Origin of the sequence: Sphingobacterium athyrii (genome assembly GCF_003071065.1) — a bacterium.
GTDB lineage: Bacteria > Bacteroidota > Bacteroidia > Sphingobacteriales > Sphingobacteriaceae > Sphingobacterium > Sphingobacterium athyrii.
In genome coordinates this window covers 68,022-92,340 of record NZ_QCXX01000002.1, presented here as the reverse complement: position 1 = coordinate 92,340, position 24,319 = coordinate 68,022, and the positions used below count along the sequence as shown (strand labels likewise).

The window sequence follows — 24,319 nt, the reverse complement described above, 5'->3', positions numbered from 1 at the left end:
AATTCTTTAGAACGTCATCAATACCAGCGATAAATGGCTTATCGAAATGGTCTGTTTTAACATTTAAAGAATTTTAGCATGATTTCATTACAACAGGTATCCTATATACATCCAAATAAAGATTTATTGTTTGAAAACATAAGTCTATCAATCAACTCGCAAGAGAAAATAGCATTAATTGGCAACAACGGTGTCGGTAAATCCACATTACTGCGTATGATGGCCGGAGATCTATCTCCCAGTGCAGGAAGCATACACTGCGATACCCGCCCCTTGTACGTCCCGCAGGTTACCGGACAGTATGACGAGTTTACTGTTGCCCAAGCTTTGGGCATTGACAAAAAGCTGGAAGCACTATATGCTATTCTAGAAGGCGATGCTTCCGAACAAAATTTCAATGATCTTCAAGAGGACTGGACACTGGAAGAACGCTGTCAGGAAGCTTTCAGGTATTGGAATCTACCAGAAATTCATTTGAAAAAGAAAATGTCCGATCTCAGCGGCGGACAAAAAACTAAAATACTGTTGGCCGGTATCCAGATTCACGCTTGTGAACTTATTCTTTTAGATGAACCCAGCAATCATTTGGACTTTGAAAGCAAAAAGCAGCTTTATCGCTGGATAGAATCTTCAAAGCAAACCATCATAGTCGTCAGCCATGATCGAATGCTCCTCAACCTTCTGGAAGATACTTTAGAAATGACAGTAAAGGGCATCAAACGGTACGGCGGAAACTATGCATTTTATGAGTCGCAAAAAGAAATAGAACGTCATGCTTTACAACAGGACATACAACATCAGGAAAAAGCAGTCAAAATTGCAAAAGAAAAAGAAAGAGAAACCATTGAAAGGCAAAATAGATTAAACAACCGCGGTCAAAAAAAACAGGAGAAAGCAGGTGTTGCCCGTATTATGATGAACACATTACGGAACAATGCGGAAAAAAGCACGGCCAAAATCAAAAGTGTTCACCAAGACAAAATTGGCGATATCCAATCCAATCTCCAAGGGCTTAGGAGTACAAAAGCTGCATTGGATGAAATCAAAATTGATTTGGGAAACAGTATTTTCCCACTCGGAAAAAGCATCATTAAAGCCACAGACATCAATTTTCAATACAATTCAACTGCACTATGGAAGGAAAATATTGACTTACAGCTATTCAGTGGAGACCGAGTTATTATAAAGGGCAACAATGGTTCCGGCAAAACGACATTGGTTAAATTGCTCTTAGGCCGTCTCACTCCTACGCAAGGTCGAATTGAACGACATAACTTCAGCGCTATCTACCTCGACCAAGAGTATTCACTTATCGATCCGCAGCTGAGCGTTTATGAACAGGCTCAAAATTACAATACAGAATCCTTACCAGAACACGAAATCAAAATTAGACTCAACCGTTTTCTATTCGGGAAAGATGACTGGGACAAATCTTGTAAATTTCTAAGTGGCGGAGAGAAAATGCGTCTGATCCTGTGCTGCCTAACAATTAAACAGCAGGCTCCGGATCTGATCGTATTGGATGAACCTACCAATAATTTAGATATCCAAAATATTCGTGTACTTACCCATGCAATTCAAGGTTACAAGGGTACACTGCTTGTTATTTCGCATGATGAAATATTTCAGCAAGAGATTGGAATAGATAGCACAATCAACTTAAAAAATTAAGTCAGATCAAGCGGTAACCGATATTTCTTGTGCGAGTAATATCGGTACCATTTTACGCTGGGCACCCACATCATGCTCGTTTCATTCAAATAATCAACACGACATTTGTAACAATCTTCTATTCTTTATTTAGAAACTTGCTAAAACGATAAATTAAATTGAAAAAAAATAAAATTTTATCAATATATTCACGATGATTTTAAACATGAAACAATAACCATCAATTAATTGAACCGTCCCATAGATAGCTAAATCGCTCAAGAAATGTATCTCATCGGGTATTCAATTAATTACTCAATTTAATTATGTCAAATTATCAAATTAAAGAAAATCCCGAATTGTTTGACGCGATCGTAGTCGGCTCTGGTGCCGGAGGGGGTATGGCCGGATATATCCTGGCGCATGCAGGTCTCAAAGTATTGATGCTGGAGGCTGGTCCCTTTTATGATCCGGCAAAAGATTCGTTACAGTTACGTTGGCCATGGGAGTCCCCACGAAGAGGAGCCGGTACCACACGGCCTTTTGGCGATTTCGACGCTGCCTTTGGCGGTTGGCAACTTGAGGGCGAGCCTTACAGTAAAGTAAATGGAACCGAATTCGAATGGTTCAGAGCAAGAATGCTGGGTGGTCGAACAAATCACTGGGGACGTATATCTTTGCGGATGGGACCTGATGATTTTAAACCGAAAGATGGGGTCACGGATGAATGGCCGATCACTTATGATGAAGTGAAACCATTTTATGATCGCGTAGACCGCATGATCGGTATTTATGGAACAGCGGAGGGCATACATAACGAACCTGATGGTATTTTTATGAAACCTCCAAAACCTCGACTCAACGAATTATATATTGCAAAAGGCGCCAAGAAAGCCGGTGTACCTGTCATTCCGGGGCGTGGTGCGGTACTGACCGAGGTTTCCAAAGACATTAAAGACAGAGGGACCTGTTTCTATTGCGGACAATGCGGCCGTGCATGTAAAGTATATGGGGATTTCTCATCATCATCTTGCCTGGTGATTCCAGCAATGAAAACCGGGAATCTAAAAGTGATCGACAATGCAATGGTTCGGGAAGTATTGACCAACGATGAGGGCATCGCTACTGGAGTTTCCTATGTTGACACAAAAGATTTACAAGAATATACCGTAAAAGGAAAAACGGTTATTCTGGGTGCGAGTGCCTGCGAAAGCGCCCGGATCATGCTAAATTCAAAATCGAAATCGCACCCCGGCGGTGTAGGAAATAGCAGTGGCTTAGTCGGAAGATATCTCCATGATTCGACTGGAGCCAGCCTGTCTGGATATTTACCCCAACTTCTCGATCGTAAGAGATATAACGAAGACGGGGTGGGGAGCGTGCATATCTATTCACCATGGTGGGAAGACAACGCAAAACTGAATTTCCCAAGAGGTTATCATATTGAATACGGCGGTGGTTTGCATATGCCATCCTATGGCTTTTTAAACTGGGTACCAAACGTAAATGATACCGGAAAAGGTGCCAATGGAAAAACAAAAGCGAAAGGCGGATATGGCACAGCGCTGAAAGAAGATTTCCGCAGCTACTATGGTGCAAATGTTGGTATGGCAGGTCGCGGTACAGCATTGGCAAGAAAAGATAATTATTGTGAAATTGACCCTAACCAAGTTGACAAATTTGGCATTCCGGTACTCCGCTTTAATTACAAATGGGCAAATGAAGAAATAGCACAAGCCAAACACATGCAAGAAACATTTCAATCCATTATGCATGAAATGGGTGCTGTCATTACGTCTAAAATTCCGGGTGCAGATACCTTATACGGTTTGGAAGCCCCAGGAAAAATTATTCATGAAGGGGGCACAACCCGAATGGGCAATGATCCTAAAACTTCAGTATTAAACAAATGGGGACAAGCCCATGACTGCAAAAATCTCTATGTAGTAGACGCCGGTCCATTTGTACAACAAGGTGATAAAAATCTCACATGGACAATTCTGGCTCTATCAATGCGCACGGCAGAATACATATTACAGGAAAAGAAAAAATTAAATGGTTAAAGCATGAATAGAAGAGAATCTCTAAAAGCATTAGGCTTTATTGCGGCTGGATCTGGTCTTTTAACCGCAGCTTGTAATTCCAAAGACGCTAAAAACGCTACAACTGCAAATAATGCGGATAAATTGCCCGGTGTTCAGGATTTTGAATATGAAAGGACAGCGCAGTTAAAGGCAGAAAAGTTTTTTGATGAACATGAAATGGCAACAATTACTGTTTTAGCCGATATCATTATTCCAAAGGACAGCACATCAGGAAGTGCTTCAGAGGCGGGAGTGCCCGATTTTATCGAGTTTATTGTCAAAGATTTACCCGACAATAAGATCCCGATGCGGGGCGGTCTACGTTGGCTGGATCTTCAGTCTAAAAGACGGTATGGTAATGTATTTATAAAGTGTGCCAGCAAAGATCAACTTGCACTCGTAGATGAAATTGCTTATCCTGAGCTGGCAAAACCAGAAATGCAACAGGGCGCCGCGTTCTTTTCATTGATGCGCAACCTCACCTCTTCCGGATTTTATACCAGTGAGATAGGTATCAAAGATATAGGATATGCCGGCAATAAACCGGGGGTCTGGAACGGTGTTCCAGACGATGTACTGAAGGAACATGGTTTTGATCCAAGTAAATTTTTCGGGTAAATAAAAAATCCTTTCCAAAGATCGGAAAGGATTTTTTATTTAAACAGTATCTCCTATCGCTCCACGGAGCGATATTGGGATTAACTTATTGTTCCGGTGTTACCTCAGTTGGCTCCGGGGCTTTATCAATCAATTCCATAAATTGATCCAGCTTCGGTGTAATAATAATCTGTGTCCTACGGTTGCGTTGCTTTCCAAGAGCGGTTGAATTATCTGCAACAGGATTATACTCTCCTCTACCCCCTGCTGTCAATCGCTTGGGATCCACTCCGTACTTAGTCTGTAAGGCCTGAACAACAGAAGAAGCTCTTAATGTACTTAAATCCCAGTTGTTCCGGATGTTTGGTTTTGAAATGGGGTCAGTATCTGTATTACCCTCAATCAATACTTCGTAATCTCTGTAATCCTGAATAATCTTCGCTATTTTGCTCAGCGTCATGTCAGCACGATCACTGATTTCATAACTACCAGACTTGTACAGCATATTATCTGCTAGCGATATATATACTACACCTTTTAAAACCTGAACATCAACCTCCTGTAACTCCTCACGGCTCAGTGATCGAGTCAGGTTATTTGTCAACACCAAATTCAACGAGTCAGACTTGTTCTTTGTTTCAACAAGATGTTTGATATACTTATTTGAAGCATTGATTTCATCAACAAGTTTGGAAATATTGACATTTCCCTGTGAGTTTTGATTGATACTCTTATCCAGAGAACTTTGTAACGCTGCATAAGCCGCCTTAAGATCAGCATTATTTTGCCGTTCTGAAGCCAATTGATCTTCCAAACTCTTAATCCGTGACCGACTTTCAGTCAATTGAAGTTGGCTATCCTGATATTGTGTCTGCAAGGTTTTATACTCTGTCTGCAAACCTACATATGTTTTTTTACTGACACCACATGCCGTAAAAAGTAAACTTGCGGTCAGTATGGACATCGGAAAAACTATATTCTTCATAGCATTCTAATTTTGTAGATGTTGAATTAATTCGTCGAACTAAAATAAAGCAATATTGCAGCCAAAAAAATAGCATTCTATTGAATTAACATCCTTTAACGTCTATTGTCCAAGTTCCTTTAAATCAACCGTAGTGAATATCTGCCCCCCTTTCAGATAGGAATTGGCTCCTTTCAGGTAATTGTAAATGATTGATTTTGCTTCTTCATTTGGCAACTTATGAAGATTTTTGATAAGGAAGTTCTTATCTTCAATAATATTATCTTTATATCCCAAAAATGAAGGCGCGTGGACCTGCACACTCCATCGAATAAACCTGGCTTCTATATGATTGGGATTATCTTTAATCAATTCTTCCAAATGCTTCTTACCTTCTTTAAACTGACCGACTTTTTTAAAGGGGTTACCCATGTGTTTAGCCATTAATATCTCATAAGCCGCCCGGTAAACTTTTTCTGTAGTGGATTTAGCACCTTCATCGAGTATTTCAAAATTCCGTTCACATAAATCCTCATCCTTAACGGCCTCAGCATAATCTTTCCGGATCTTATCAATATTCAACTGCTGCCCCAGCCCCATCTTTGCCATTGTAAACAGAAATACTGTCAATACTATTCGTGTCATCATAATTATAAATCAGGCTATTTCAAAAAATCATTTTCCGACTTAAATTACTAAAAAAATCGAATTCAAATATTAATTTTCAATTATCATACCACAAAGCCCATAGTTTCATGTCATGATATGACTACAATAGGCTTTTTCTCCAGCAAAATTCTTTCTTAACGGATTTTTTTAATGCATTTTTACAGCATGAAATTAGCGTTAACAACAAGCCCTATCTGGTTAAAAATAAGTCTATCCGTTATTTCCGGCATCTTATTGGGATGTTTATTAGGTGAAATGATTTTCAACCTCTTAATGTCTTAATTTGCGTCTGGATGGCGTACAAAAAAAATAGCATACACGCCACTTCCAAAGAAATCTTGCTTCCATCCTTGCCCAAAATAAAATTATTTTTAGTATATTGCTTATACCAATATAAATTTAAAGTGAGCTATGGAGACAAAAGCGGAGTATCAGATTTGGGACACTATAGTCAATAGTGCAAAAACTAAATTCGATTATAAGCATATTCGTGCTATGTTCAAAAAGGAAGATGACGAAATAACCGATAAATTTCTATTCCATATTATTGCAGGATTTGCCTGTGGGGAAAATCATCAAACAATCTCAACCAACCTGTTCAACGAGTTGCAAAGTATAAATTTCGAATGCAATGAGCAGCAGATCGACAAGTTTATTTCAGACAAACATGTTAAATTCAGTCCTGAGATCTATGCAACATATCTCGCGTTTTCGATGCTGGAGGATGGTGAAGATATCGATAATATCACCGAAGTCATTAACAATCTACTACAAATAGACAAATAATATTTTTAAAGCTATCGTTTAATTTTGGACAAAAACTTATATTCGTAAACAAATTACGCCTAAGTTATGCGCCATTTTTTAACGCTATTTTTAATATTTTATTTTTGTCCAACTATATTTGGTCAAAATTTCGATTTTGGTAGAATCTCTATTTCGGATTTTTCGCCTACGCCACTCGACAGTAATGCCGATGCTATTGTCTTAAAAGAATTTGGGCAAAGCGCAGTCTTCGTCGATGACTATGACCACCGGGTAAAATTAATGCATGAGTACCATGTGCTTATTCGTATAAATAACAAAGAAGGATTTAAAAAAGCTAACTTCGAAATACCATCCTACAAAAGAGGGAGTTATATCCGTGACCATCTGGACGAGTTAAAGGCTGTTACCTACAATTTGGAAAACGGGCAGATCAATCGAACAGAACTTGAGAATAAAAAGGTTTTTAAAGAAAATTACTCGGCTTACCTTGATCTGAATAAATTTACGCTTCCCAATATTAAAGAAGGATCCATCATAGAAGTTTCTTATCGAACACTCGAACAGGATCTATTTAATTTTAAGACATGGGTATTTCAGGATGATATTCCTAAATTAAAGAGCCAATGTATCGCTATTATACCTGCATCTTTTACTTATAATGTCGTATTGCGTGGTCCATATAAACTGGATGACCAAAAAAAAGGAGAAGTTTTGAAGGAATATCTCTTTTTGGATGGAATAAGAATGGATTGTTCAAAGCTCACCTATACGATGTCCAATATTCCAGCTTTTATTGAAGAAGACTTTATGACTTCTCCAAAAAATTTTAAATCCGCAATATATTATGAACTCGAATCTATATTCTATCCAAGTACCGGTGTTAAAAAAACCTTTAGTAAGACATGGAAAGATGTTGACACAGAATTAATGAATGAGAAGACCTTTGGTGGACAATTGAAGAAAACAGATCTCTTCAAAACTACCTTGTCAACGCTTTTATCTCCAAATGATTCAAAATTGGTAAAGGCCAACAAAATCTATGACTATATCAAGAAACAGATAAAATGGAATAACTATCTCGGGAAATATGCAGAAAGCGGAATCGAAAAAGCTTTGGAAAAAAGAACCGGCAATATTGGTGATATCAATTTAGCGCTGGTCACGGCTTTACAGGCTGCGGATTTAGACGCTTATCCAATTATTCTATCGACTAGACGAAATGGCACCCCAAATTCACTATTCCCTGTATTATCAGATTTTGACTATGTTATCGCCTGCGTTGACATCGATGGAACAAAATATAAACTGGATGCATCGAACACCTATCTTCCCTTTGGCTCATTGCCACTACAATGTCTCAATGAACGCGGCAGAATCATATACTCCAAAAAGAGTTCAGACTGGTTTCCATTAGCTTCCGAAGAGATATCCGAACAATACTATACCTTGATAGGCGTACTAAACGACCAAGGCCAGCTTAAAGGAACACTCACCATAAGCAGTCAAGGCAATAAAGCGCTTTTGAAAAGACAACATATCGCCAAATTCAACTCCCTCGAAGAATATTGGGAGAAACTGGATGAAGAGATGCCCAACGTCAGCCTTACAAATGCTAAAATTGAACATCTCAACGAGGTTGATCAGGTATTAAACGAGACATTTGATATTACACTAGATGTCAATAAGCAAGAAGGAAGTACTATATTATCGTTTGCTCCTAACGTCATCGACCGTATATCCTATAATCCATTCAAAATTCAGGACCGTACCTATCCGGTAGATATGGGATTTAAGTCTAAGCTTCAATATACTATCCAATTGGAAATCCCGGAACAATATGACGTAACTGATAAACCTCAAAACGTATCTTTGGCTCTTCCTGAATCCGCTGCGCGATATAAATATATGACACAACTAAATGACAATAAACTGGAAGTTCTGGGAAGCCTGAGTTTTAACAAGCCCATATTCACGGTAGACGAGTACTTCTCCTTAAAAGAGCTTTATTCACGTATTATACAACAGCAAAAATTAGATATTAGATTAACCACAAAAAAATGAAAACGTTAATTGCCAATTTAATCTATTTCCTCCTTCCAATTGCCGCTATTGGACAAGATAACTATGATATTGCCAACATTCCGAGTGCATTAAAGAGCCGGGCCGTAGCCACCGTTAGAAATGACAAAACCGTGGTGGACGTAAAATCCCCGGAGCAAGTTATTGAAACCGTCACGCGCGCCATTACCGTTTATAATAAAAATGGGGATTACTATGCTGCCCTTCCAATACATTATAACAAATCAAATGAGATCAAGAGCATCAAAGGAGCGATTTATAATGAGATGGGGATATTACAGAAAAAAATAGCAAGTAAGGATTTTAAAGATCTTAGTGCTGTCGACAACAGTACGATGTTTGCGGATTCGAGGATGAAGCTCTATGTTCCCGATTACCACAGTTACCCCTATACAATTGAATATCAATACGAAGTAAAACATAAACAAAACTTGATTATTCCTTCATGGACTCCTGAAGTTTCGAACAATGTTTCCATTGAAAAAAGCAGCTATCAATTTATAACACCGATTGGCACTGAATTCCGCATCGAGTCAAAAAACTATAAAGGTGCTATTAAAGAGGAGAAAACCGACAAAACAGTCAGCAAAATCTGGAGCACAGAACAAATTCCCGCTAAAAAAGAGGAGTCTTATAGCCCCAATCCCAATCTAAAAAGAACAAGTGTATTGATCGTTCCTAAAAACTTTGTCTACTACGGAAAAGAAGGCAACTTTAGCGACTGGAAAGAATACGGAGACTGGTTTACAACCAAATTATTGAGCAAAAAGGAAGATCTTACCGAAGCCTCAAAACAGAAATTCATATCACTGACAAAGAATGCTTCATCGGATCGGGAAAAAGCAAAAATTCTATACGATTATCTGCAAAAAAACACGAGATACATCAGCATTCAGATCGGAATAGGCGGACTTGAACCTTTTCCTGCATCTGAGGTTGACCGTTTAGGATATGGTGATTGCAAAGCCCTGGTGAACTATATGAGAAGTATGTTATCAGCAGTTGATATACCTTCTTACTATTGTATGGTTGAAGCCGGAAAACGCAAGGAGAATTTCCACAAGACATTTGCAAACGTACAGGATGGCAATCATGCAATCCTATGCGTCCCCTTCAAAAATGACACGACTTGGCTGGAATGTACCAGTCAGAACCTTCCTTTTGGATTCCTCAGCAATTTTACGGATGACAGGGACGTCATTGCCTGTACCGAAAATGGCGGGGTGATTATGCATACGCCAAAATATAGTAACTCAACCAATCTCCAGCTTCGCAATGCTGACCTGACACTCGCTGATGACGGCAGCATAAAAGGTGTTTTAAACACGAAGTTTTATGGCACGCAATATGAAAACCATATGGAGATACTTTTAGCGAACAACAATGAGAAAACCAAATTATTGGCCGAGTATTATAACATCGACAATATCAATTTCGACCAGGTAAAATACGCCGAACACAAACAGGAGAAACCATTTATTGAAGAAAACCTAACGATTTTCATTAAAAATTATGCTGTGAAAAATGGTAATAAAATGCTGATCCAGCCCAATATCTTCAATACACAATCCAGCATTTCTGAGAATAAAAATCGTACAGAGGATATTTTTATAGAACGTGGGTTTATTGACATTGACAGCATTAGCATCACACTCCCGGACAACATCGTAAAAAATATAACACCTGAACAGAAGATCATCGAAAAACCATTTGGTAAATATGAATTTAAATCAGAAATAAAAGGAAATAAATTATTAACGTATCGAAAATTGGAGCTCTTCGAAGGGAATTATCCAGCAAGTAACTACGAAGATTTCTTCCAGTTTCATAGAGAAGTAAGCAGTTCCGATAAAGGTCGTTATAATCTAGGCATATTGTAACAGTATCCTAAAATATTTACTGGAATATGAAAGTCGACAAACAATCAAATAAAGCAATTATTGTATATTAGCCAAATGACAGAATACGCGGCAATTTTTGACATGGACGGGGTTATAAGTCACACAAATCCCTTCCACGCAGAAGCTTTCAGAGCTTTTTTTAAAAACCATAACGTACAGCAGGCTACTGAAGAAGAATTTGAACAGCATATGTATGGCAAACACAACAGCTATATCATGCAGCATTTTTTTAAACGACCAATATCTCCTGAAGAATTGCGTACGCTTGAATTTGAAAAAGAACAGCTTTTTAGAGTGATCTACAAAGAACATGTAGCTCCTATTAAAGGTTTAATAGAATTTTTAAAAGAGTTAAAAGACAATGGATTTAAACTTGCAGTAGCAACATCTGCACCCAAGGAAAATATGGATCTGATCTTGGATGAGTTAAAGATCCGGGATCTTTTCTCGTCCACATTAAGCAGCGAAGATGTGAAACTTCATAAACCACATCCCGAAGTTTACTTGAAATCAGCTGAAAATCTTGGTATGCCGATTGAAAAATGTATTGTATTTGAAGATTCCTTTTCGGGTATTACAGCTGCTAAGAATGCGGGAATGAAGGTTGTTGCTGTATTATCAACGCATAAACAACAAGAGCTTCCTGTAAGCGATACTTATGTCAGAAACTATACTGAGATTTCAGTAGCAAATGTGAAAGCAATACTGCAATAGAAAAATCTTGATTAGACAGCTTATTAAATCATGTTAAGATTATTTTAACAATACAGCTACTTAACCATGATTTTTAATGTAAAATACATCGCTAGATTAATATAAAATAAGGGCTTCTTTTGAAAGCCCTTATTTTATATTAATCTCTTTTGAGACCAAATTTCTCAATTTTACTATAGAGATGACTACGCTGTATATCGAGGTCATCCGCAGTCTTGGACACATTCCAATTATTCTTTTCCAATTTATATTTTATAAATTCTTTTTCCGCATGATCCTTATAATCCTGGAACGAATCAAACGAATCCATATCCAACCCATAATTTACTGCCCCTTTTTCATAGGCAACTCCACCTACTGGCTCACGCGAAGGATTAGCGAATGCAACAACATCTTTATCAGTAATGGATTTATCACTCAAAATAATTAGACGCTCGATCATATTCCGCAATTCACGAATATTTCCTGTCCAGGGGAGATGGCTCAATTCTTTCATTGCAGCATTCGTTATTTCCTTCACAGGAATACCGTACTCCATACATATTTCTTCGCAAAAGTTGGTGGAAAGCAAAGGGATGTCATCAACGCGATCAATTAATGACGGCACATGGATTAAAATTACCGAAAGACGGTGATACAAGTCCATTCTAAAATTACCCTCTTCGATTTCTTTTAGCAAATCTTTGTTGGTTGCAGCGACAACACGTACATTCACATCAATTTCCTTATCTCCCCCCACTCTGGTAATTTTATGTTCCTGTAAAGCCCGCAAAACCTTAGCCTGAGCAGAAAGGCTCATATCACCTATCTCGTCCAAAAACAATGTTCCACCACTGGCCTGTTCAAACTTACCTATCCGTTGTTTAATCGCCGAAGTAAAGGAACCTTTTTCATGCCCGAACAATTCGGATTCAATCAGTTCCGAAGGAATCGCAGCACAGTTTACCTCGATCAATGGTGCCTGTGAACGATTTGATTTTTCATGCAGCCAACGGGCCACAAGCTCCTTACCCGAACCATTTGCCCCTGTAATCAATACTCTTGCCTCCGTCGGAGCAACACGATCTATTGTTTCTTTGATCCGTTTAATTGCTCCGGATTCACCCAATATATCTTTTGTCTTTGAACTGCTGACTTTACGTTTTAATACCTTGGTTTCGGTGACTAGTGAACTCTTATCCAATGCATTTCGAACCGTAATAAGCAATCGGTTTAAATCCAATGGTTTTTCAAGGAAATCAAAAGCACCCTTTTTTGCCGCCTCAACTGCTGTTTCAATCGTGCCATGACCGGAAATCATAATAAAAGGAATGTCTGGGCTGGTCTGATGTGCTTCGGACAGCACCTCCATTCCGTCCATGTTATTCATCTTGATGTCACATAGCACCAAGTTGATCTTTTCTTTTTTTAAAATATCCAATCCATCCCGGCCATTGTCAACATCTAAAATCGTATAATCTTCATATTCCAAGATATCACGCAGAGAACTTCTGATGGCGCGTTCATCGTCAATGATTAAAATTGTACTCATAAATTCAGCGTTATGCTATTTTCAATTATGGAAATCAATATAAGGTTTTTTTAGCAATTAGCGAAAAAGAAGCAAACCTTGTAAGCCGGGTTCTGTAGACCACCGAAGTGGAATTTCTATCATTTATCTAGATTTGCCATCGCTGACAAACTCAATCAACCTACCCATTACGAATTCCAATAAATTGAAAGAAGACGAGCAGCCTTCAGATTTCGTAACCTATTTGGTCTTTCAACACACGAGGTTTACCGTAATATATGTTACCATACAAGACCGTAAGCTCTTACCTTACGTTTTCACCCTTACTCCGAAAAGCGGTATATTTTCTGTGGCACTTTCTGTCTGCTATTTTGATAGCATCCTTCCCGTTAGGAAGCGTGTCGCTCTATGTTGCCCGGACTTTCCTCTCCTCCCGAAAGAGCAGCGATAGAACCAGTTTGCTTCTCCGCAAAAGTAGCTATTTTACTTGGATAAACAGCGAATTTCCTTAAAAATTCAATGCTGCTCCTTTAACGCGTTGAAGACAGTTAAAATTTACGCAGTCCCTTTGCGTAGATAATATAAAGTTTGTATTTTCATCTAAACTTCCATCAGTAAACATATGGCATTAAATAAACTCGCACTTATCCGTTACAAAACAATAGACAGCTGTCTGCGTCTAAGACATCGTAAATGGACTTTAGAAGACTTAATGGAAAAGGTTTCCGATGCACTTTATGAATTTGAAGGAATCAAAAACGGTATAAGCAAACGAACTATTCAGGGCGATATACAGTTGATGAGAAGCAATAAATTGGGATATAATGCCCCCATTATTGTCACACATCGCAAATTTTACACCTACGAAGACCCAAAATACAGTATCAGCAACTCGCCTATCTCTGTTGGAGATATGCAAAAAATGAAGGAAGCTGTAGAGGTTTTAAAACATGTCAGCGGTTTTTCAAGCTTCGACGAAATGAGTGATATAGTCGCACGCCTTGAGGACAGTATACACACTAAAAAAGACAATCAACCCGCCATTATCCAAATGGAGAGTAACAATCTTTTGAAGGGGCTATCATTTATTAGTCCCCTCCATCAGGCCATTCGTGAAAAAACACCACTTCTCATCAGTTACCAGTCTTTCAAAGCAACGCAACGGCAGGACCTCATTTTCTCACCCTATCTCTTAAAAGAATACCGTAACCGATGGTTTCTGATTGGCCACCATAAAAAAAGCGAGGGTTTGATGACACTTGCGTTGGACCGAATTAATACAATTGAGGAGATGGGTAAAAATTCATACATCGCCTATACAGGAATAGATTTTGAACGATACTTTTCCGATACCATAGGAGTTACTAAAACACAAAAAGATCGTGGCCAACGTGTGATACTAGAGATCAACGCCAGAAATGCGCCTTATGTAGAAACCAAACCGATACATCCCTCTCAGCAGATTTTAGACAAAAAGGAGGACGGATCAGTCTTAATCCGTATAGATGTTGTCCTGAATTTTGAATTGGAGCGGGAAATTTTAGGATTTGGCGAAGCGATCAAAGTATTGACTCCGCGCAATTTACAAAGCCGGATAAGACAACGTTTAACTGCGGCAGCTCAATTATATCTAGATCGGTCGGAAAAGCCAACTGATACCGCACAGAATCAGCACGCTTCTAATCGTCTTTCCTAAAAATCTGTATGTAACGGTATTGAGCTATGATCGTTCCGCAGTTCACCTTCAGGACATTTCCCCGGTAAGCCGGCTGTTTATCTTGGGCGCTAAATAGCTTGCGCAATCACATAACCGCTTGCCCAGGCCCATTGGAAATTATAGCCACCAAGCCAGCCTGTAACATCGACAGTCTCACCTCCAAAATAAAGACCGGGTATTTTCTTGGATTCTAATGTCTTGCCGCGCAATTCCGCTGTGGAAACACCACCACGCATCACCTCGGCTTTATCATATCCCTTATCACCTGCAGGTTTGACCTTAAAACGATGAACCGTATCAACAATCAACTTAGCGTCAGCTTTGCTCAGGGATGCTATTTTGATATCCAATGCAAGGAATTTGCCGAGCGCATCCACCAACTTTCGACTAAAATAGTCATTCAGCAGTTGTGAAACAAGCCTCTTTCCCCCGACTTGGCGCTCTTGTTTGATAAGATTATCTAAATTAAAATTAGGCAGCAGATCAAGGATAATTTCCTGCCCCGGCCGCCAATAACTTGATATCTGAAGAATTGCCGGGCCACTTAATCCCCAGTGCGTAAACAGAATATTCTCTTCAAAAGACATACCCGCAACAGATACTTTGGAGAACACGGAATTCCCTGACAACGAACTGTACCAATCTGCATCTTTTCCCGTGATTGTCAAAGGAACCAATGCAGGAGCCGTAGCAACAAGCTCCAAGCCAAACTGTTTTGCAATACGTAATCCAAAATCAGATGCGCCCAGCTTCTGAACTGGGAGCCCCCCTGAAGCAATCACCAGCTTTTTAGCTCTATACAGATGCTCTCCTTTCGGACTTTCTACATGAACCGTAAACCCATCAGCATTCTTTTCCACCGATTTCACGAGCGTGCTGAGCGCTATATCCTGTTCAGTTTCATAAAGAATCTTCGAAAATACCGCAACGATATCTTTCGCTTTATTCGTTGCTGGAAACAATTGCCCTAAAGTCTTTTCTTGCCCTTTAATACCGTATGCTTCAAAAAAATCAATGGTATCTTCGACTGTCCATTGCTTAAATATGCCGTGCAAAAAATCCGGGTTTTCAGAGATAAAATTAGCAATTGTAGTTCCGGTATTTGTGTAATTGCATCTTCCGCCACCTGAAATCAGGATCTTGGCTCCCACTTTATCATTGCGTTCCAACAACAATGTTTTCTTTCCCAACAGTCCAGCTTGTGCCGCACACATTAAACCACAGGCACCACCGCCAATTATAATCGCATCGTATGTATTCACAGTCTTATATTAATAAGCAATCAATTGATCTTCTGTAGAAATGACCCGTCTTTCCGATTGACTCTGGTAACCAAGTTCGATGATACGAATCACATCTCGAGCCTGTTCCGGCGAAGCTATTAAGGTGGCTTGACCTAAAATAGTATCCGCAACATTTTGATAAAAGTCAGGATAAGAACCTTTTTCTGATACAATAATTTCTTCCACATCTTTACCTTCTTCAACAATGTTCAGTTTACCATAGATACTGGGCTCCTCTTCGCCCCAATTGGGGTCCTCATCAGGGAACTTACCGTCCCGCAATAATGCTTCTTGGGGATCAACACCATTTTTTACAAAATTTCCGTTCATACCAAAGAGGCGATATCGTGGAGTCGGTTCTTTCGCAAGCATTGATCCTTTGAGCGAAACTCTCAAATTATCGTAGTACAAAATACAGTCAAAATTATCAATGGTCTTTGCGTGATCCCGTTGTATCGCAAGGTCTGCAAATACAGCATTCGGTTTTCCAAATAATTGCAAAGCCTGGTCGATAAGATGCGGACCCAAATCGTAAAATATACCTGATCCGGGCAAATTCTCTTCACGCCATGCATTGGGTCTCAAATAATTCCGAAAACGGTCAAATCTTGATTCCAGATTTACGATCCGTCCCAATCGGCCACCTTTTATAATTTTCTCTACCGTTCGATAATCCGAAGTAAATCTCAGATTATGATAGGGAGCAAGCACCAAATTCTTTTCTCTGGCGAGCGCAATCAACTCATCTGCCTGTTCTACCGTATTTGTAAACGGTTTTTCAACAACGACATGTTTTCCAGCCTCCAAAGCACGTTTTGCCATTGGATAATGCATATCGTTAGAGGTAGCAATCACGACCAGTTCGATGGTTTCATCAGCAAAAATTTCATCAGCGGACAGTGCAGTCTCCGCTTGCGGAAAGCGCTCTTTCAATAGCGCCTGTTGCTCAGCCTTGCGCGCGGTAACCTTTACAAGTTCCAGTGCCACGATAGAACGCATTACAGGAGCATGAAAAACCTGTCCTGAAATACCAAAGCCTATAAGGCCAACACGAATCTTCCTCATATCGTTACATTCTTTCCGGCACACATATACCCAACAACCCCATTCCTTTGGCGATAACTTTCGCTGCTGCCGCTGATAGATGTAATCTAAAATTCTTTACATCGTTGGCTTCGGCCTTTAATATACTCTCTTCGTGATAAAATTTATTATATAACTTGGCAACCTCGTAAACGTAATTGGCCAATTGCGCTGGACTAAATTCCTGTGCAGATGCCTCAATAGTTTCCGGAAAGGCACCCAACTGCTGAATCAGATCACGCTCATAAGATGAAATTGAAGGAAGTACCGATACCGGACTATTCGCATCAAATTCAGCCTTACTCAAAACAGATTTGATGCGCGCATGTGTATATTGGATAAAAGGTCCGGTATGACCTTGAAAATCTACCGATTCGTTTGGATCAAACAATAGACGTTTCTTTGGGTCTACTTTTAATAAGAAGTATTTCAACGCACCCATCCCGATGGTGTTATAAAGTGCAGCCTTGGCATCTTCAGCCAAGCCTTCGGTTTTCCCAAGTTCTTCCGTACGTTCCTGTGCTGTTTTAAGCATTTCGGCCATTAAGTCGTCGGCATCCACCACCGTTCCCTCACGTGACTTCATTTTACCGGAAGGTAAATCAACCATGCCATAAGATAAGTGGAACAAACCATCCGCCCATGATTTACCCAGTTTTTTGAGGATCAAAAACAAGACCTTGAAATGGTAATCCTGCTCATTACCGACAACATAAATGGATTCACTCATTTTGAACTCATCATATTTAAGCTGTGCAGTACCCAAATCCTGTGTAATATAGACTGAAGTACCATCCCCACGGAGAACCAATTTTTGGTCTAATCCTTCGTCTGTCAGATCTATCCAGACCGAATTGTCTTCTTTCTTAAAGAAAACGCCTTTGTCCAGTCCCTCCTGAATAATATCTTTACCCAAAAGATAGGTGTCGGATTCGTAATAATATTTATCAAAGTCTACCCCCAACTGCTTATAGGTTTTTTCAAAACCGGCATAGACCCAACTATTCATGGTTTTCCAAAGCCTGATTACCTCTTCGTCTCCTGCCTCCCATTTTTGAAGCATAGACTGAGCCTCTTTCATCAATGGCGCATTCTTTTTCGCCTCATCTTCGGATTGCCCCTCGGCTTTCAGCAACTCTATTTCTTTTTTATACTCCTTGTCAAAAACGACATAATACTTACCGACAAGGTGATCACCCTTCATGCCTGTGGATTCAGGCGTCTCCCCCGCACCAAATTTCTGCCAGACCAACATGGACTTACAAATATGGATACCACGATCGTTCACCAAATTGGCTTTGATGACTTCATAACCATAGGCTTTGAGAATTTCAGCAACAGAATACCCTAATAGATTATTTCGGATGTGCCCCAGATGTAAAGGCTTATTCGTATTCGGCGAAGAATATTCCACCATCAACTTCTTTCCATTAGCTGGAAAGATGCCAAAATCTCTGGCAACAATCGTATTGTTCAATAAGGAAACCCAGTAGTCATCAGAAAGCACGATATTCAAAAAGCCTTTTATTACGTTGAAGTCTGAGATTTCAGTAATATGCTGCTGTAAATAGGTACCGATTGCTGCTCCGGTCTGCTCCGGAGACAATTTTGAGAAGCGCGTTACTGGAAAAGTTACGATCGTAATCTGCCCTTCAAACTCCTTTCGGGTCGCTTGTAAAGCTATCTGATGTTCTAAAATATCTGCATTGTAAAGCGCTTTAACAGCCTGTACTGTGACTTCAACAAGTCGCCTTTGAATAGAATTTGCCATTTAATGATTTTGTAAATTTTACAACTTCCTGATAGTGAACTGGAAATAAATAACATTCCTTATTTAGGTATTCACCATTAAAGTATATCTTTGCAAAAATAATAAAAAATGCAGAGCTATCAGGAATTTCTTGACTTAAGTGTTGGTTTTCCCCAGGACGGATTCGAAATCATCGACGACGAATTGTATTTCCACGATTTGAATTTAATGGAAATGATAGAAACGTACGGTACGCCGTTACGTTTTACCTATTTGCCTATCGTCAGCAAAAAAATTCAACAAGCGAAAATCCTTTTTCAGACCGCAATTCTGAAACACAACTATCGCGGATCTTACAAATACTGTTATTGTACTAAATCTTCCCATTTCAAGCACATTGTAGAAGAAGCCTTGAAAAATGATATCCACCTTGAAACTTCATCTGCGTTTGACATGCCGATGATCGATTCATTGGAAAGACAAGGTACCGTAACAAAAGACATTACAGTCATCTGTAATGGATTCAAAACCTATCAGTACAAACAGTATATTGTTGATATGATCCATGATGGTTATACAAACATTATTCCTGTCTTGGACAATAAGGAGGAATTCAATCTCTATGATGATGAGATTGAATTAGACGAACCATGTGCTTTGGGGATCCGGGTCGCTTCAGAGGAGCAGCCAGATTCTCAATTTTACACCTCCAGATTGGGCATTCGGCAAGAAGATGTCATCGACTTTTACAATAATAAGATTGTTGACAATCCAAATTTTAAGGTGAAGCTACTTCATTTTTTTATTAATTCGGGTATATCAGACACACCGTATTACTGGAATGAGTTGGAGAAATACGTCACGCTCTATTGTAAATTCAAAAAAATAAATCCTGATTTAGACACTTTGGATATTGGTGGTGGCATGCCTTTTAAGGATTCATTGGTACATGATTTCGATTATGAATATATGGTCAATGAAATTGTCAACAGGATCAAACAGATTTGCGCGCACCATGAAGTCATGGAGCCGGATATCATTACTGAATTTGGCAAATATACAGTCGCTGAAGCGTCAGGAATTCTTTATAAAGTTTTGGGACGTAAGCAACAAAATGATCGCGAACGTTGGTTTATGATTGACGGGTCTTTCATCACCAACTTACCAGACGTTTGGGCTTTAAACCAAAAATACATTTTATTACCAATCAACAATTGGGATTCGGAATATGAACGTGTGAACTTAGGTGGGATCACCTGTGATGGCCAGGATTATTACAATCAGGAAGCACACATGAACTCTGTATTTATGCCTAAAACACGTAAAGTACAATACCTAGGATTCTTCCACACCGGAGCTTATCAAGATGTATTGAGTGGATACGGTGGAATTCATCATTGTCTGCTTCCTTCGCCTAAACATGTATTGGTACGAAGAAATAGAGATGAAACTTTCAATTACGAAGTCTTTGGGGAGGAACAAAATTCCAAACAGGTCATGAAATTATTGGGCTACCAATAAAAATAAAAAATTATAAAAAAATCCTGTCAGTTGACAGGATTTTTTTATTTAGCCACCCAGGCATTGAAAAATTTCAATACTTTTTCTTCGTCATAACTTTTATCCTTTTCCAGACTGCCACTTTCCTGTACATGAAGTGTCTTTCCGTTTATATCCAATACAATAAAAAATGGATATCCTAACTTTCCACCCTCAGGTGCATACTTCTGAAAAACCATCTCATTCTTGTTTTCTTTCGAATAATTTAGGTGATAATAGAGAAAACGACTTTTTAACAATTTGTCTATGCTTGCCGTTTTATGGATATAATCATTAAATCGCAGACACCATACACACCAATTCCCACCGGCCTGAATAATGACATTCTTCTTTTCCTTCTTGGCCAATTTCAATAAGCTATCAATGTCTTTCTGTGCATCAGCCTCTGGATGATATGGCTTGGAAAGTTCCGATTGAATCTTCGGGGCTTCCTGCGCAAAGGCAATTGAATGCGGCAATTGGACACCCATTAATACCCCCATTCCTAAAAACAACAATTTAATCCTTCTCATTATTCAACAAATTATTAATGATTTAAAATTACAAAATCATTTTCCCAAACCAAAACATAAGCCTATTATAATGGTTAAACATTATATCGTTCTTTTCGAAAAAAGGCAAGGGACATATATAGGGCCATAGTAACAATGTTACCTTAATTATTTTTAAAATTTTCACAAAAAACACCGGTGGTAACGAACTATTTAAAACACTAAAAATATAGATATCAAAACAAAACAAAAGAAAATAAAACATAAAATGTTTTTAAATAATTTTAACAAATTCCTTTAAAATCTCATAAATATACTATAACTTAGTACTAATCGGCTAAAACGATTCATACTAAGGGATATAACCTCAGGACCAAAAACGAAACAAAATGAAACAAAAAGAATTCAAAAGGTCAAGATTAATAGAAAGAATAAAAGACACAAGTGAGTGGGATGTTATTGTGATAGGAGGTGGAGCTAGTGGCTTAGGTGTGGCACTAGATGCACTTAGTAGAGGATTCAAAACGATATTATTGGAACAAGTCGATTTTGCAAAAGGTACATCCAGCAAAGCAACAAAGCTTGTCCATGGCGGTGTACGTTACCTCGCCCAAGGAGACATCTCCTTAGTCAGAGAAGCACTTCATGAAAGGGGGCTATTACAGCAAAACGCACCTCATCTAGTTAAAAATCAATCTTTTATAATTCCTAATTACAGTTGGTTTGACGGCCCTTTCTACACTATCGGCATGAAAATATACGATTTCCTAGCGGGCAAACTAAGTCTAGGAAAATCCATACATATCAATAAGGAGGAAACACAACGAAGAATCAGTACAGTGAGGACAAAAGGGCTCTATGGCGGCGTTGTTTATCAGGATGGTCAATTTGACGACTCAAGACTCGCGGTCAATGTGGCACAAACCTGTATTCAAATGGGTGGTGTAGCATTGAACTATATACGCGTAACCAACCTTACCAAAAATAATGCAGGCCAAGTAAATGGTGTTATTGCACAAGATACTGACACTGGAGAAGTTTTCACAATCCAAGGCAAAGCTATCATCAATGCTACGGGAATTTTTGTCGATGATATTCTAAAAATGGATAAACCCGAAGCAAAACAGATGGTAAGGCCAAGTCAAGGTGTCCATCTTGTTTTTGACAAATCTTTCCTCCCCGGTGACGATGCGATCATGATCCCTAAAACGGACGATGGCCGGGTGCTCTTTCTTGTTCCATGGCACAATCGGGTTATTGCAGGAACCACAGATACACCTATTGACGAACATAGTCTTGAACCTGTAGCACTCGAACAAGAAATCGACTTCATCTTAAAAACTGCTGGACGCTATCTCACCAAGCAGCCCACCCGTCAAGATGCACTTGCTGTATTTGCCGGTCTTCGACCCCTCGCGGCTCCAACCGGAAATTCCAACAAAACCAAAGAAATTTCCCGAAGCCACAAAGTTATTGTCAGCGATTCAAAATTACTGACGCTAACTGGAGGAAAATGGACTACCTTTCGCAGAATGGGACAAGATACAGTCGATAAAGCAATTAAAATTGGCTGTTTACCCAAAAAGGAAAGCAACTCAGCGACACAAAAGATTTATAGCGCCATCCCTACAACCGACAGAAGCAACCACATGTATATTTATGGCGCTGACCAGGAAGCGATACATGCGCTCGCGCAAGAAAATCCTGTCTGGAATGAAAAAATAGTGAATCATCTAGAATTTAAAAAAGCAGAAGTGGTGTGGGCTGTTCGCAATGAATTGGCACAAACGGTAGAAGACGTACTTTCACGTCGTGTACGTATTCTATTTCTCGATGCCAGAGCAGCCATTGCCGCAGCTCCTGAAGTCGCTAAAATAATCGCTCAAGAATTAGGCAAAGACGAGAACTGGCAAAAAAATCAGATCGAAAACTTCGAGAAAGTAGCAAAAAATTATATCTTAAACTAATATAAAATAACCAGCAGTAATCAATTATGGAACAACAATACATCTTGGCCATGGATCAGGGTACAACAAGCTCCAGAGCCATCATTTTTGATAAAGAAAGAAATATCGTTTCAATTGCACAAAAAGAATTTACACAAATCTTCCCAAAACCGGGATGGGTAGAACATGACCCACATGAAATCTGGTCCACACAAGCCGGTGTCACCGCCGAAGCAACAACAAAGGCCGGACTGAATGGCAAAAACATCGCCGCCATCGGAATAACCAATCAACGGGAAACTATTGTTGTATGGGAAAAGGAAAGCGGCAAACCGATCTACAATGCCATTGTATGGCAAGATAAACGTACTGCGGATTATTGTGATGAACTCCGTCAATCGGGCAAACATGAAATGATCCAGAAAAAAACGGGACTTATCCTGGATCCTTATTTTTCGGCGACGAAAATAAAATGGATTCTTGACCATGTCGATGGCGCAAGAGAAAAAGCCCAAAATGGTGAGCTGATCTGCGGCACTATTGACACCTGGCTGGTATGGAATCTTACACGCGGAGATGTTCACATTACCGATGTGACCAATGCTTCACGTACACTTCTGTTCAATATCCATACCATGGACTGGGATGCCGAGCTTCTTGAATTATTTGATATCCCCGCCTCCATGCTACCTCAGGTGAAGGAAAGTAGCGAAATATATGGTGAGTCCAGAACAACAATCTTCGCACATAAAGTCAAAATTGCCGGAATTGCCGGGGATCAACAAGCAGCGCTTTTTGGTCAACAATGCATTGAAAAAGGCATGGTAAAAAATACTTATGGCACAGGATGTTTCATGTTAATGAATATTGGCAATAAGCCAATTATGTCCAAAAACAACCTACTGACAACCGTAGCCTGGAAGATTAACGGAAAAACTGAATATGCTTTAGAAGGAAGTATATTTATAGGCGGCGCGCTGGTTCAATGGCTACGGGATAATCTTAATATTATTTACAAATCCGCGGATATTGAACAGTTGGCACTCTCCGAAAAAGATAACGGTGGAGTAACCTTTATTCCCACTTTCGCGGGGCTGGGCGCGCCCTACTGGAACGCTAGGGCACAAGGCACGATATTCGGACTAACACGAGCAACGACAAACGGGCATATTGCCCGAGCTTCACTGGAAGCTATTTCACTCCAAACCAGTGATGTTTTAAAGGCCATGGAAGCTGACAGCGGAATACCGATCAAGGAACTTCGTGTAGATGGCGGAGCAACGGCAAATAATCTTCTGATGCAGATTCAGGCCAACGTACTGAACAGCAATGTCATTAGACCTAAAATCACTGAAACAACAGCTCTGGGAGCAGCTTACCTGGCAGGATTGGCAGTTGGCTTTTGGAAGGACGAACAAGAACTTTCAAAATTCTGGGCGCAAGACCGTCTTTTTGAACCGGAAAAAGAACAAGAAGAACAAACCCAGCAAATTATTAAGCAATGGACCAAAGGTGTTAAAGCATTACAATTCTGGACCGAAAACTAACCAATA

The 24,319-nt window shown here is 39.5% G+C and carries 18 protein-coding genes and 1 other RNA gene; 11 read left to right on the top strand and 8 right to left on the bottom strand.

Annotated elements, in window-relative coordinates:
- Positions 1–78 precede the first annotated feature (78 nt).
- The 3 genes from DCO56_RS06885 (at position 79) to DCO56_RS06875 (ending at position 4,352) form a co-directional block, all read left to right on the top strand.
- Positions 79–1,671 carry an ABC-F family ATP-binding cassette domain-containing protein gene (locus DCO56_RS06885; RefSeq protein ID WP_108633035.1) on the top strand — a complete coding sequence of 531 codons (1,593 nt, stop codon included), beginning with the start codon at positions 79–81 and terminating at the stop codon, positions 1,669–1,671.
- A 305-nt stretch (positions 1,672–1,976) separates the two neighbouring features.
- Positions 1,977–3,713 carry a GMC family oxidoreductase gene (locus DCO56_RS06880; protein WP_108633034.1) on the top strand — a complete coding sequence of 579 codons (1,737 nt, stop codon included), beginning with the start codon at positions 1,977–1,979 and terminating at the stop codon, positions 3,711–3,713.
- Between the two features lie 3 nt (positions 3,714–3,716).
- Positions 3,717–4,352, top strand: coding sequence for a gluconate 2-dehydrogenase subunit 3 family protein (locus DCO56_RS06875; RefSeq protein ID WP_108633033.1), 636 nt, complete (start codon positions 3,717–3,719; stop codon positions 4,350–4,352).
- A gap of 85 nt (positions 4,353–4,437) precedes the next feature.
- On the opposite strand, the gene DCO56_RS06870 is transcribed toward DCO56_RS06875, so the two are convergent.
- The gene (locus tag DCO56_RS06870) at positions 4,438–5,316 is read right to left on the bottom strand and encodes an OmpA/MotB family protein (protein ID WP_108633032.1); all 879 of its coding nucleotides are present in this window, start codon (positions 5,314–5,316) and stop codon (positions 4,438–4,440) included.
- Positions 5,317–5,418: 102 nt separating this feature from the next.
- Entirely contained in the window at positions 5,419–5,943 is a 525-nt protein-coding gene (locus DCO56_RS06865; protein ID WP_108633031.1) for a hypothetical protein, read from the bottom strand.
- A gap of 432 nt (positions 5,944–6,375) precedes the next feature.
- On the opposite strand from DCO56_RS06865, the gene DCO56_RS06860 reads away from it, so the two are divergent.
- From DCO56_RS06860 to DCO56_RS06845, 4 genes are all read left to right on the top strand, one after another.
- A complete protein-coding gene (locus tag DCO56_RS06860) occupies positions 6,376–6,750 on the top strand; it encodes a hypothetical protein (protein ID WP_108633030.1) in 375 nt (124 codons plus the stop codon).
- 66 nt (positions 6,751–6,816) lie between these two features.
- Positions 6,817–8,793 (top strand): DUF3857 domain-containing protein, encoded by a 1,977-nt coding sequence (locus tag DCO56_RS06855; RefSeq protein ID WP_108633029.1) that lies wholly within the window; start codon positions 6,817–6,819, stop codon positions 8,791–8,793.
- Positions 8,790–10,691 (top strand): DUF3857 domain-containing protein, encoded by a 1,902-nt coding sequence (locus DCO56_RS06850; protein ID WP_108633028.1) that lies wholly within the window; start codon positions 8,790–8,792, stop codon positions 10,689–10,691. Before DCO56_RS06855 ends, DCO56_RS06850 begins: the two co-directional genes overlap by 4 nt.
- Positions 10,692–10,766: 75 nt before the next feature.
- Positions 10,767–11,426 carry an HAD family hydrolase gene (locus tag DCO56_RS06845; protein ID WP_108633027.1) on the top strand — a complete coding sequence of 220 codons (660 nt, stop codon included), beginning with the start codon at positions 10,767–10,769 and terminating at the stop codon, positions 11,424–11,426.
- 139 nt (positions 11,427–11,565) lie between these two features.
- Here DCO56_RS06845 and DCO56_RS06840 read toward each other — a convergent pair whose 3' ends face one another.
- A complete protein-coding gene (locus DCO56_RS06840; RefSeq protein ID WP_108633026.1) occupies positions 11,566–12,957 on the bottom strand; it encodes a sigma-54-dependent transcriptional regulator in 1,392 nt (463 codons plus the stop codon).
- Positions 12,958–13,022: 65 nt separating this feature from the next.
- An RNA gene (gene rnpB, locus DCO56_RS06835) (RNase P RNA component class A) lies at positions 13,023–13,400 on the bottom strand.
- 158 nt (positions 13,401–13,558) lie between these two features.
- On the opposite strand from rnpB, the gene DCO56_RS06830 reads away from it, so the two are divergent.
- Positions 13,559–14,632 (top strand): helix-turn-helix transcriptional regulator, encoded by a 1,074-nt coding sequence (locus DCO56_RS06830; protein WP_108633025.1) that lies wholly within the window; start codon positions 13,559–13,561, stop codon positions 14,630–14,632.
- A gap of 89 nt (positions 14,633–14,721) precedes the next feature.
- Here the strand turns inward: DCO56_RS06830 and DCO56_RS06825 are convergent, their stop codons facing one another.
- Genes DCO56_RS06825 through argS form a run of 3 tightly spaced genes read right to left on the bottom strand, consistent with a single transcriptional unit; the run spans position 14,722 to position 18,790 of the window.
- On the bottom strand, positions 14,722–15,867 hold the full coding sequence (locus tag DCO56_RS06825) for a BaiN/RdsA family NAD(P)/FAD-dependent oxidoreductase (protein ID WP_108633024.1): 1,146 nt from the start codon (positions 15,865–15,867) through the stop codon (positions 14,722–14,724).
- Positions 15,868–15,924: 57 nt separating this feature from the next.
- Positions 15,925–17,001 carry an oxidoreductase gene (locus DCO56_RS06820; protein WP_108633023.1) on the bottom strand — a complete coding sequence of 359 codons (1,077 nt, stop codon included), beginning with the start codon at positions 16,999–17,001 and terminating at the stop codon, positions 15,925–15,927.
- A 4-nt stretch (positions 17,002–17,005) separates the two neighbouring features.
- A complete protein-coding gene (gene argS / locus DCO56_RS06815) occupies positions 17,006–18,790 on the bottom strand; it encodes an arginine--tRNA ligase (protein ID WP_108633022.1) in 1,785 nt (594 codons plus the stop codon).
- 108 nt (positions 18,791–18,898) lie between these two features.
- Between argS and DCO56_RS06810 the strand changes: the two genes are divergently transcribed.
- Complete coding sequence (locus DCO56_RS06810; protein WP_104380843.1) at positions 18,899–20,290, top strand: type III PLP-dependent enzyme domain-containing protein; 1,392 nt, start codon at positions 18,899–18,901, stop codon at positions 20,288–20,290.
- 44 nt (positions 20,291–20,334) lie between these two features.
- Here DCO56_RS06810 and DCO56_RS06805 read toward each other — a convergent pair whose 3' ends face one another.
- Positions 20,335–20,841 (bottom strand): thioredoxin family protein, encoded by a 507-nt coding sequence (locus DCO56_RS06805; RefSeq protein ID WP_108633021.1) that lies wholly within the window; start codon positions 20,839–20,841, stop codon positions 20,335–20,337.
- Positions 20,842–21,209: 368 nt separating this feature from the next.
- Between DCO56_RS06805 and DCO56_RS06795 the strand changes: the two genes are divergently transcribed.
- Both DCO56_RS06795 and glpK read left to right on the top strand, forming a co-directional pair.
- Positions 21,210–22,787: a glycerol-3-phosphate dehydrogenase/oxidase gene (locus DCO56_RS06795; protein WP_108633019.1), complete on the top strand. Its 1,578-nt coding sequence runs from the start codon at positions 21,210–21,212 to the stop codon at positions 22,785–22,787.
- 26 nt (positions 22,788–22,813) lie between these two features.
- Positions 22,814–24,313: a glycerol kinase GlpK gene (gene glpK, locus DCO56_RS06790; RefSeq protein WP_108633018.1), complete on the top strand. Its 1,500-nt coding sequence runs from the start codon at positions 22,814–22,816 to the stop codon at positions 24,311–24,313.
- The last annotated feature ends 6 nt before the right edge of the window (positions 24,314–24,319 follow it).

Bases quoted from the DNA above. Each gene is read 5' to 3' on its own strand.
- DCO56_RS06850 (WP_108633028.1), top strand. From the start codon at position 8,790: ATGAAAACGTTAATTGCCAATTTAATCTATTTCCTCCTTCCAATTGCC.
- DCO56_RS06810 (WP_104380843.1), top strand. From the start codon at position 18,899: ATGCAGAGCTATCAGGAATTTCTTGACTTAAGTGTTGGTTTTCCCCAG.
- DCO56_RS06885 (WP_108633035.1), top strand. From the start codon at position 79: ATGATTTCATTACAACAGGTATCCTATATACATCCAAATAAAGATTTA.
- DCO56_RS06820 (WP_108633023.1), bottom strand. From the start codon at position 17,001: ATGAGGAAGATTCGTGTTGGCCTTATAGGCTTTGGTATTTCAGGACAG.
- glpK (WP_108633018.1), top strand. From the start codon at position 22,814: ATGGAACAACAATACATCTTGGCCATGGATCAGGGTACAACAAGCTCC.
- DCO56_RS06875 (WP_108633033.1), top strand. From the start codon at position 3,717: ATGAATAGAAGAGAATCTCTAAAAGCATTAGGCTTTATTGCGGCTGGA.
- DCO56_RS06840 (WP_108633026.1), bottom strand. From the start codon at position 12,957: ATGAGTACAATTTTAATCATTGACGATGAACGCGCCATCAGAAGTTCT.
- DCO56_RS06830 (WP_108633025.1), top strand. From the start codon at position 13,559: ATGGCATTAAATAAACTCGCACTTATCCGTTACAAAACAATAGACAGC.
- DCO56_RS06795 (WP_108633019.1), top strand. From the start codon at position 21,210: ATGAAACAAAAAGAATTCAAAAGGTCAAGATTAATAGAAAGAATAAAA.
- DCO56_RS06855 (WP_108633029.1), top strand. From the start codon at position 6,817: ATGCGCCATTTTTTAACGCTATTTTTAATATTTTATTTTTGTCCAACT.
- DCO56_RS06860 (WP_108633030.1), top strand. From the start codon at position 6,376: ATGGAGACAAAAGCGGAGTATCAGATTTGGGACACTATAGTCAATAGT.
- DCO56_RS06865 (WP_108633031.1), bottom strand. From the start codon at position 5,943: ATGATGACACGAATAGTATTGACAGTATTTCTGTTTACAATGGCAAAG.
- DCO56_RS06825 (WP_108633024.1), bottom strand. From the start codon at position 15,867: ATGTGTGCGGCACAAGCTGGACTGTTGGGAAAGAAAACATTGTTGTTG.
- argS (WP_108633022.1), bottom strand. From the start codon at position 18,790: ATGGCAAATTCTATTCAAAGGCGACTTGTTGAAGTCACAGTACAGGCT.
- DCO56_RS06805 (WP_108633021.1), bottom strand. From the start codon at position 20,841: ATGAGAAGGATTAAATTGTTGTTTTTAGGAATGGGGGTATTAATGGGT.
- DCO56_RS06880 (WP_108633034.1), top strand. From the start codon at position 1,977: ATGTCAAATTATCAAATTAAAGAAAATCCCGAATTGTTTGACGCGATC.
- DCO56_RS06870 (WP_108633032.1), bottom strand. From the start codon at position 5,316: ATGAAGAATATAGTTTTTCCGATGTCCATACTGACCGCAAGTTTACTT.
- DCO56_RS06845 (WP_108633027.1), top strand. From the start codon at position 10,767: ATGACAGAATACGCGGCAATTTTTGACATGGACGGGGTTATAAGTCAC.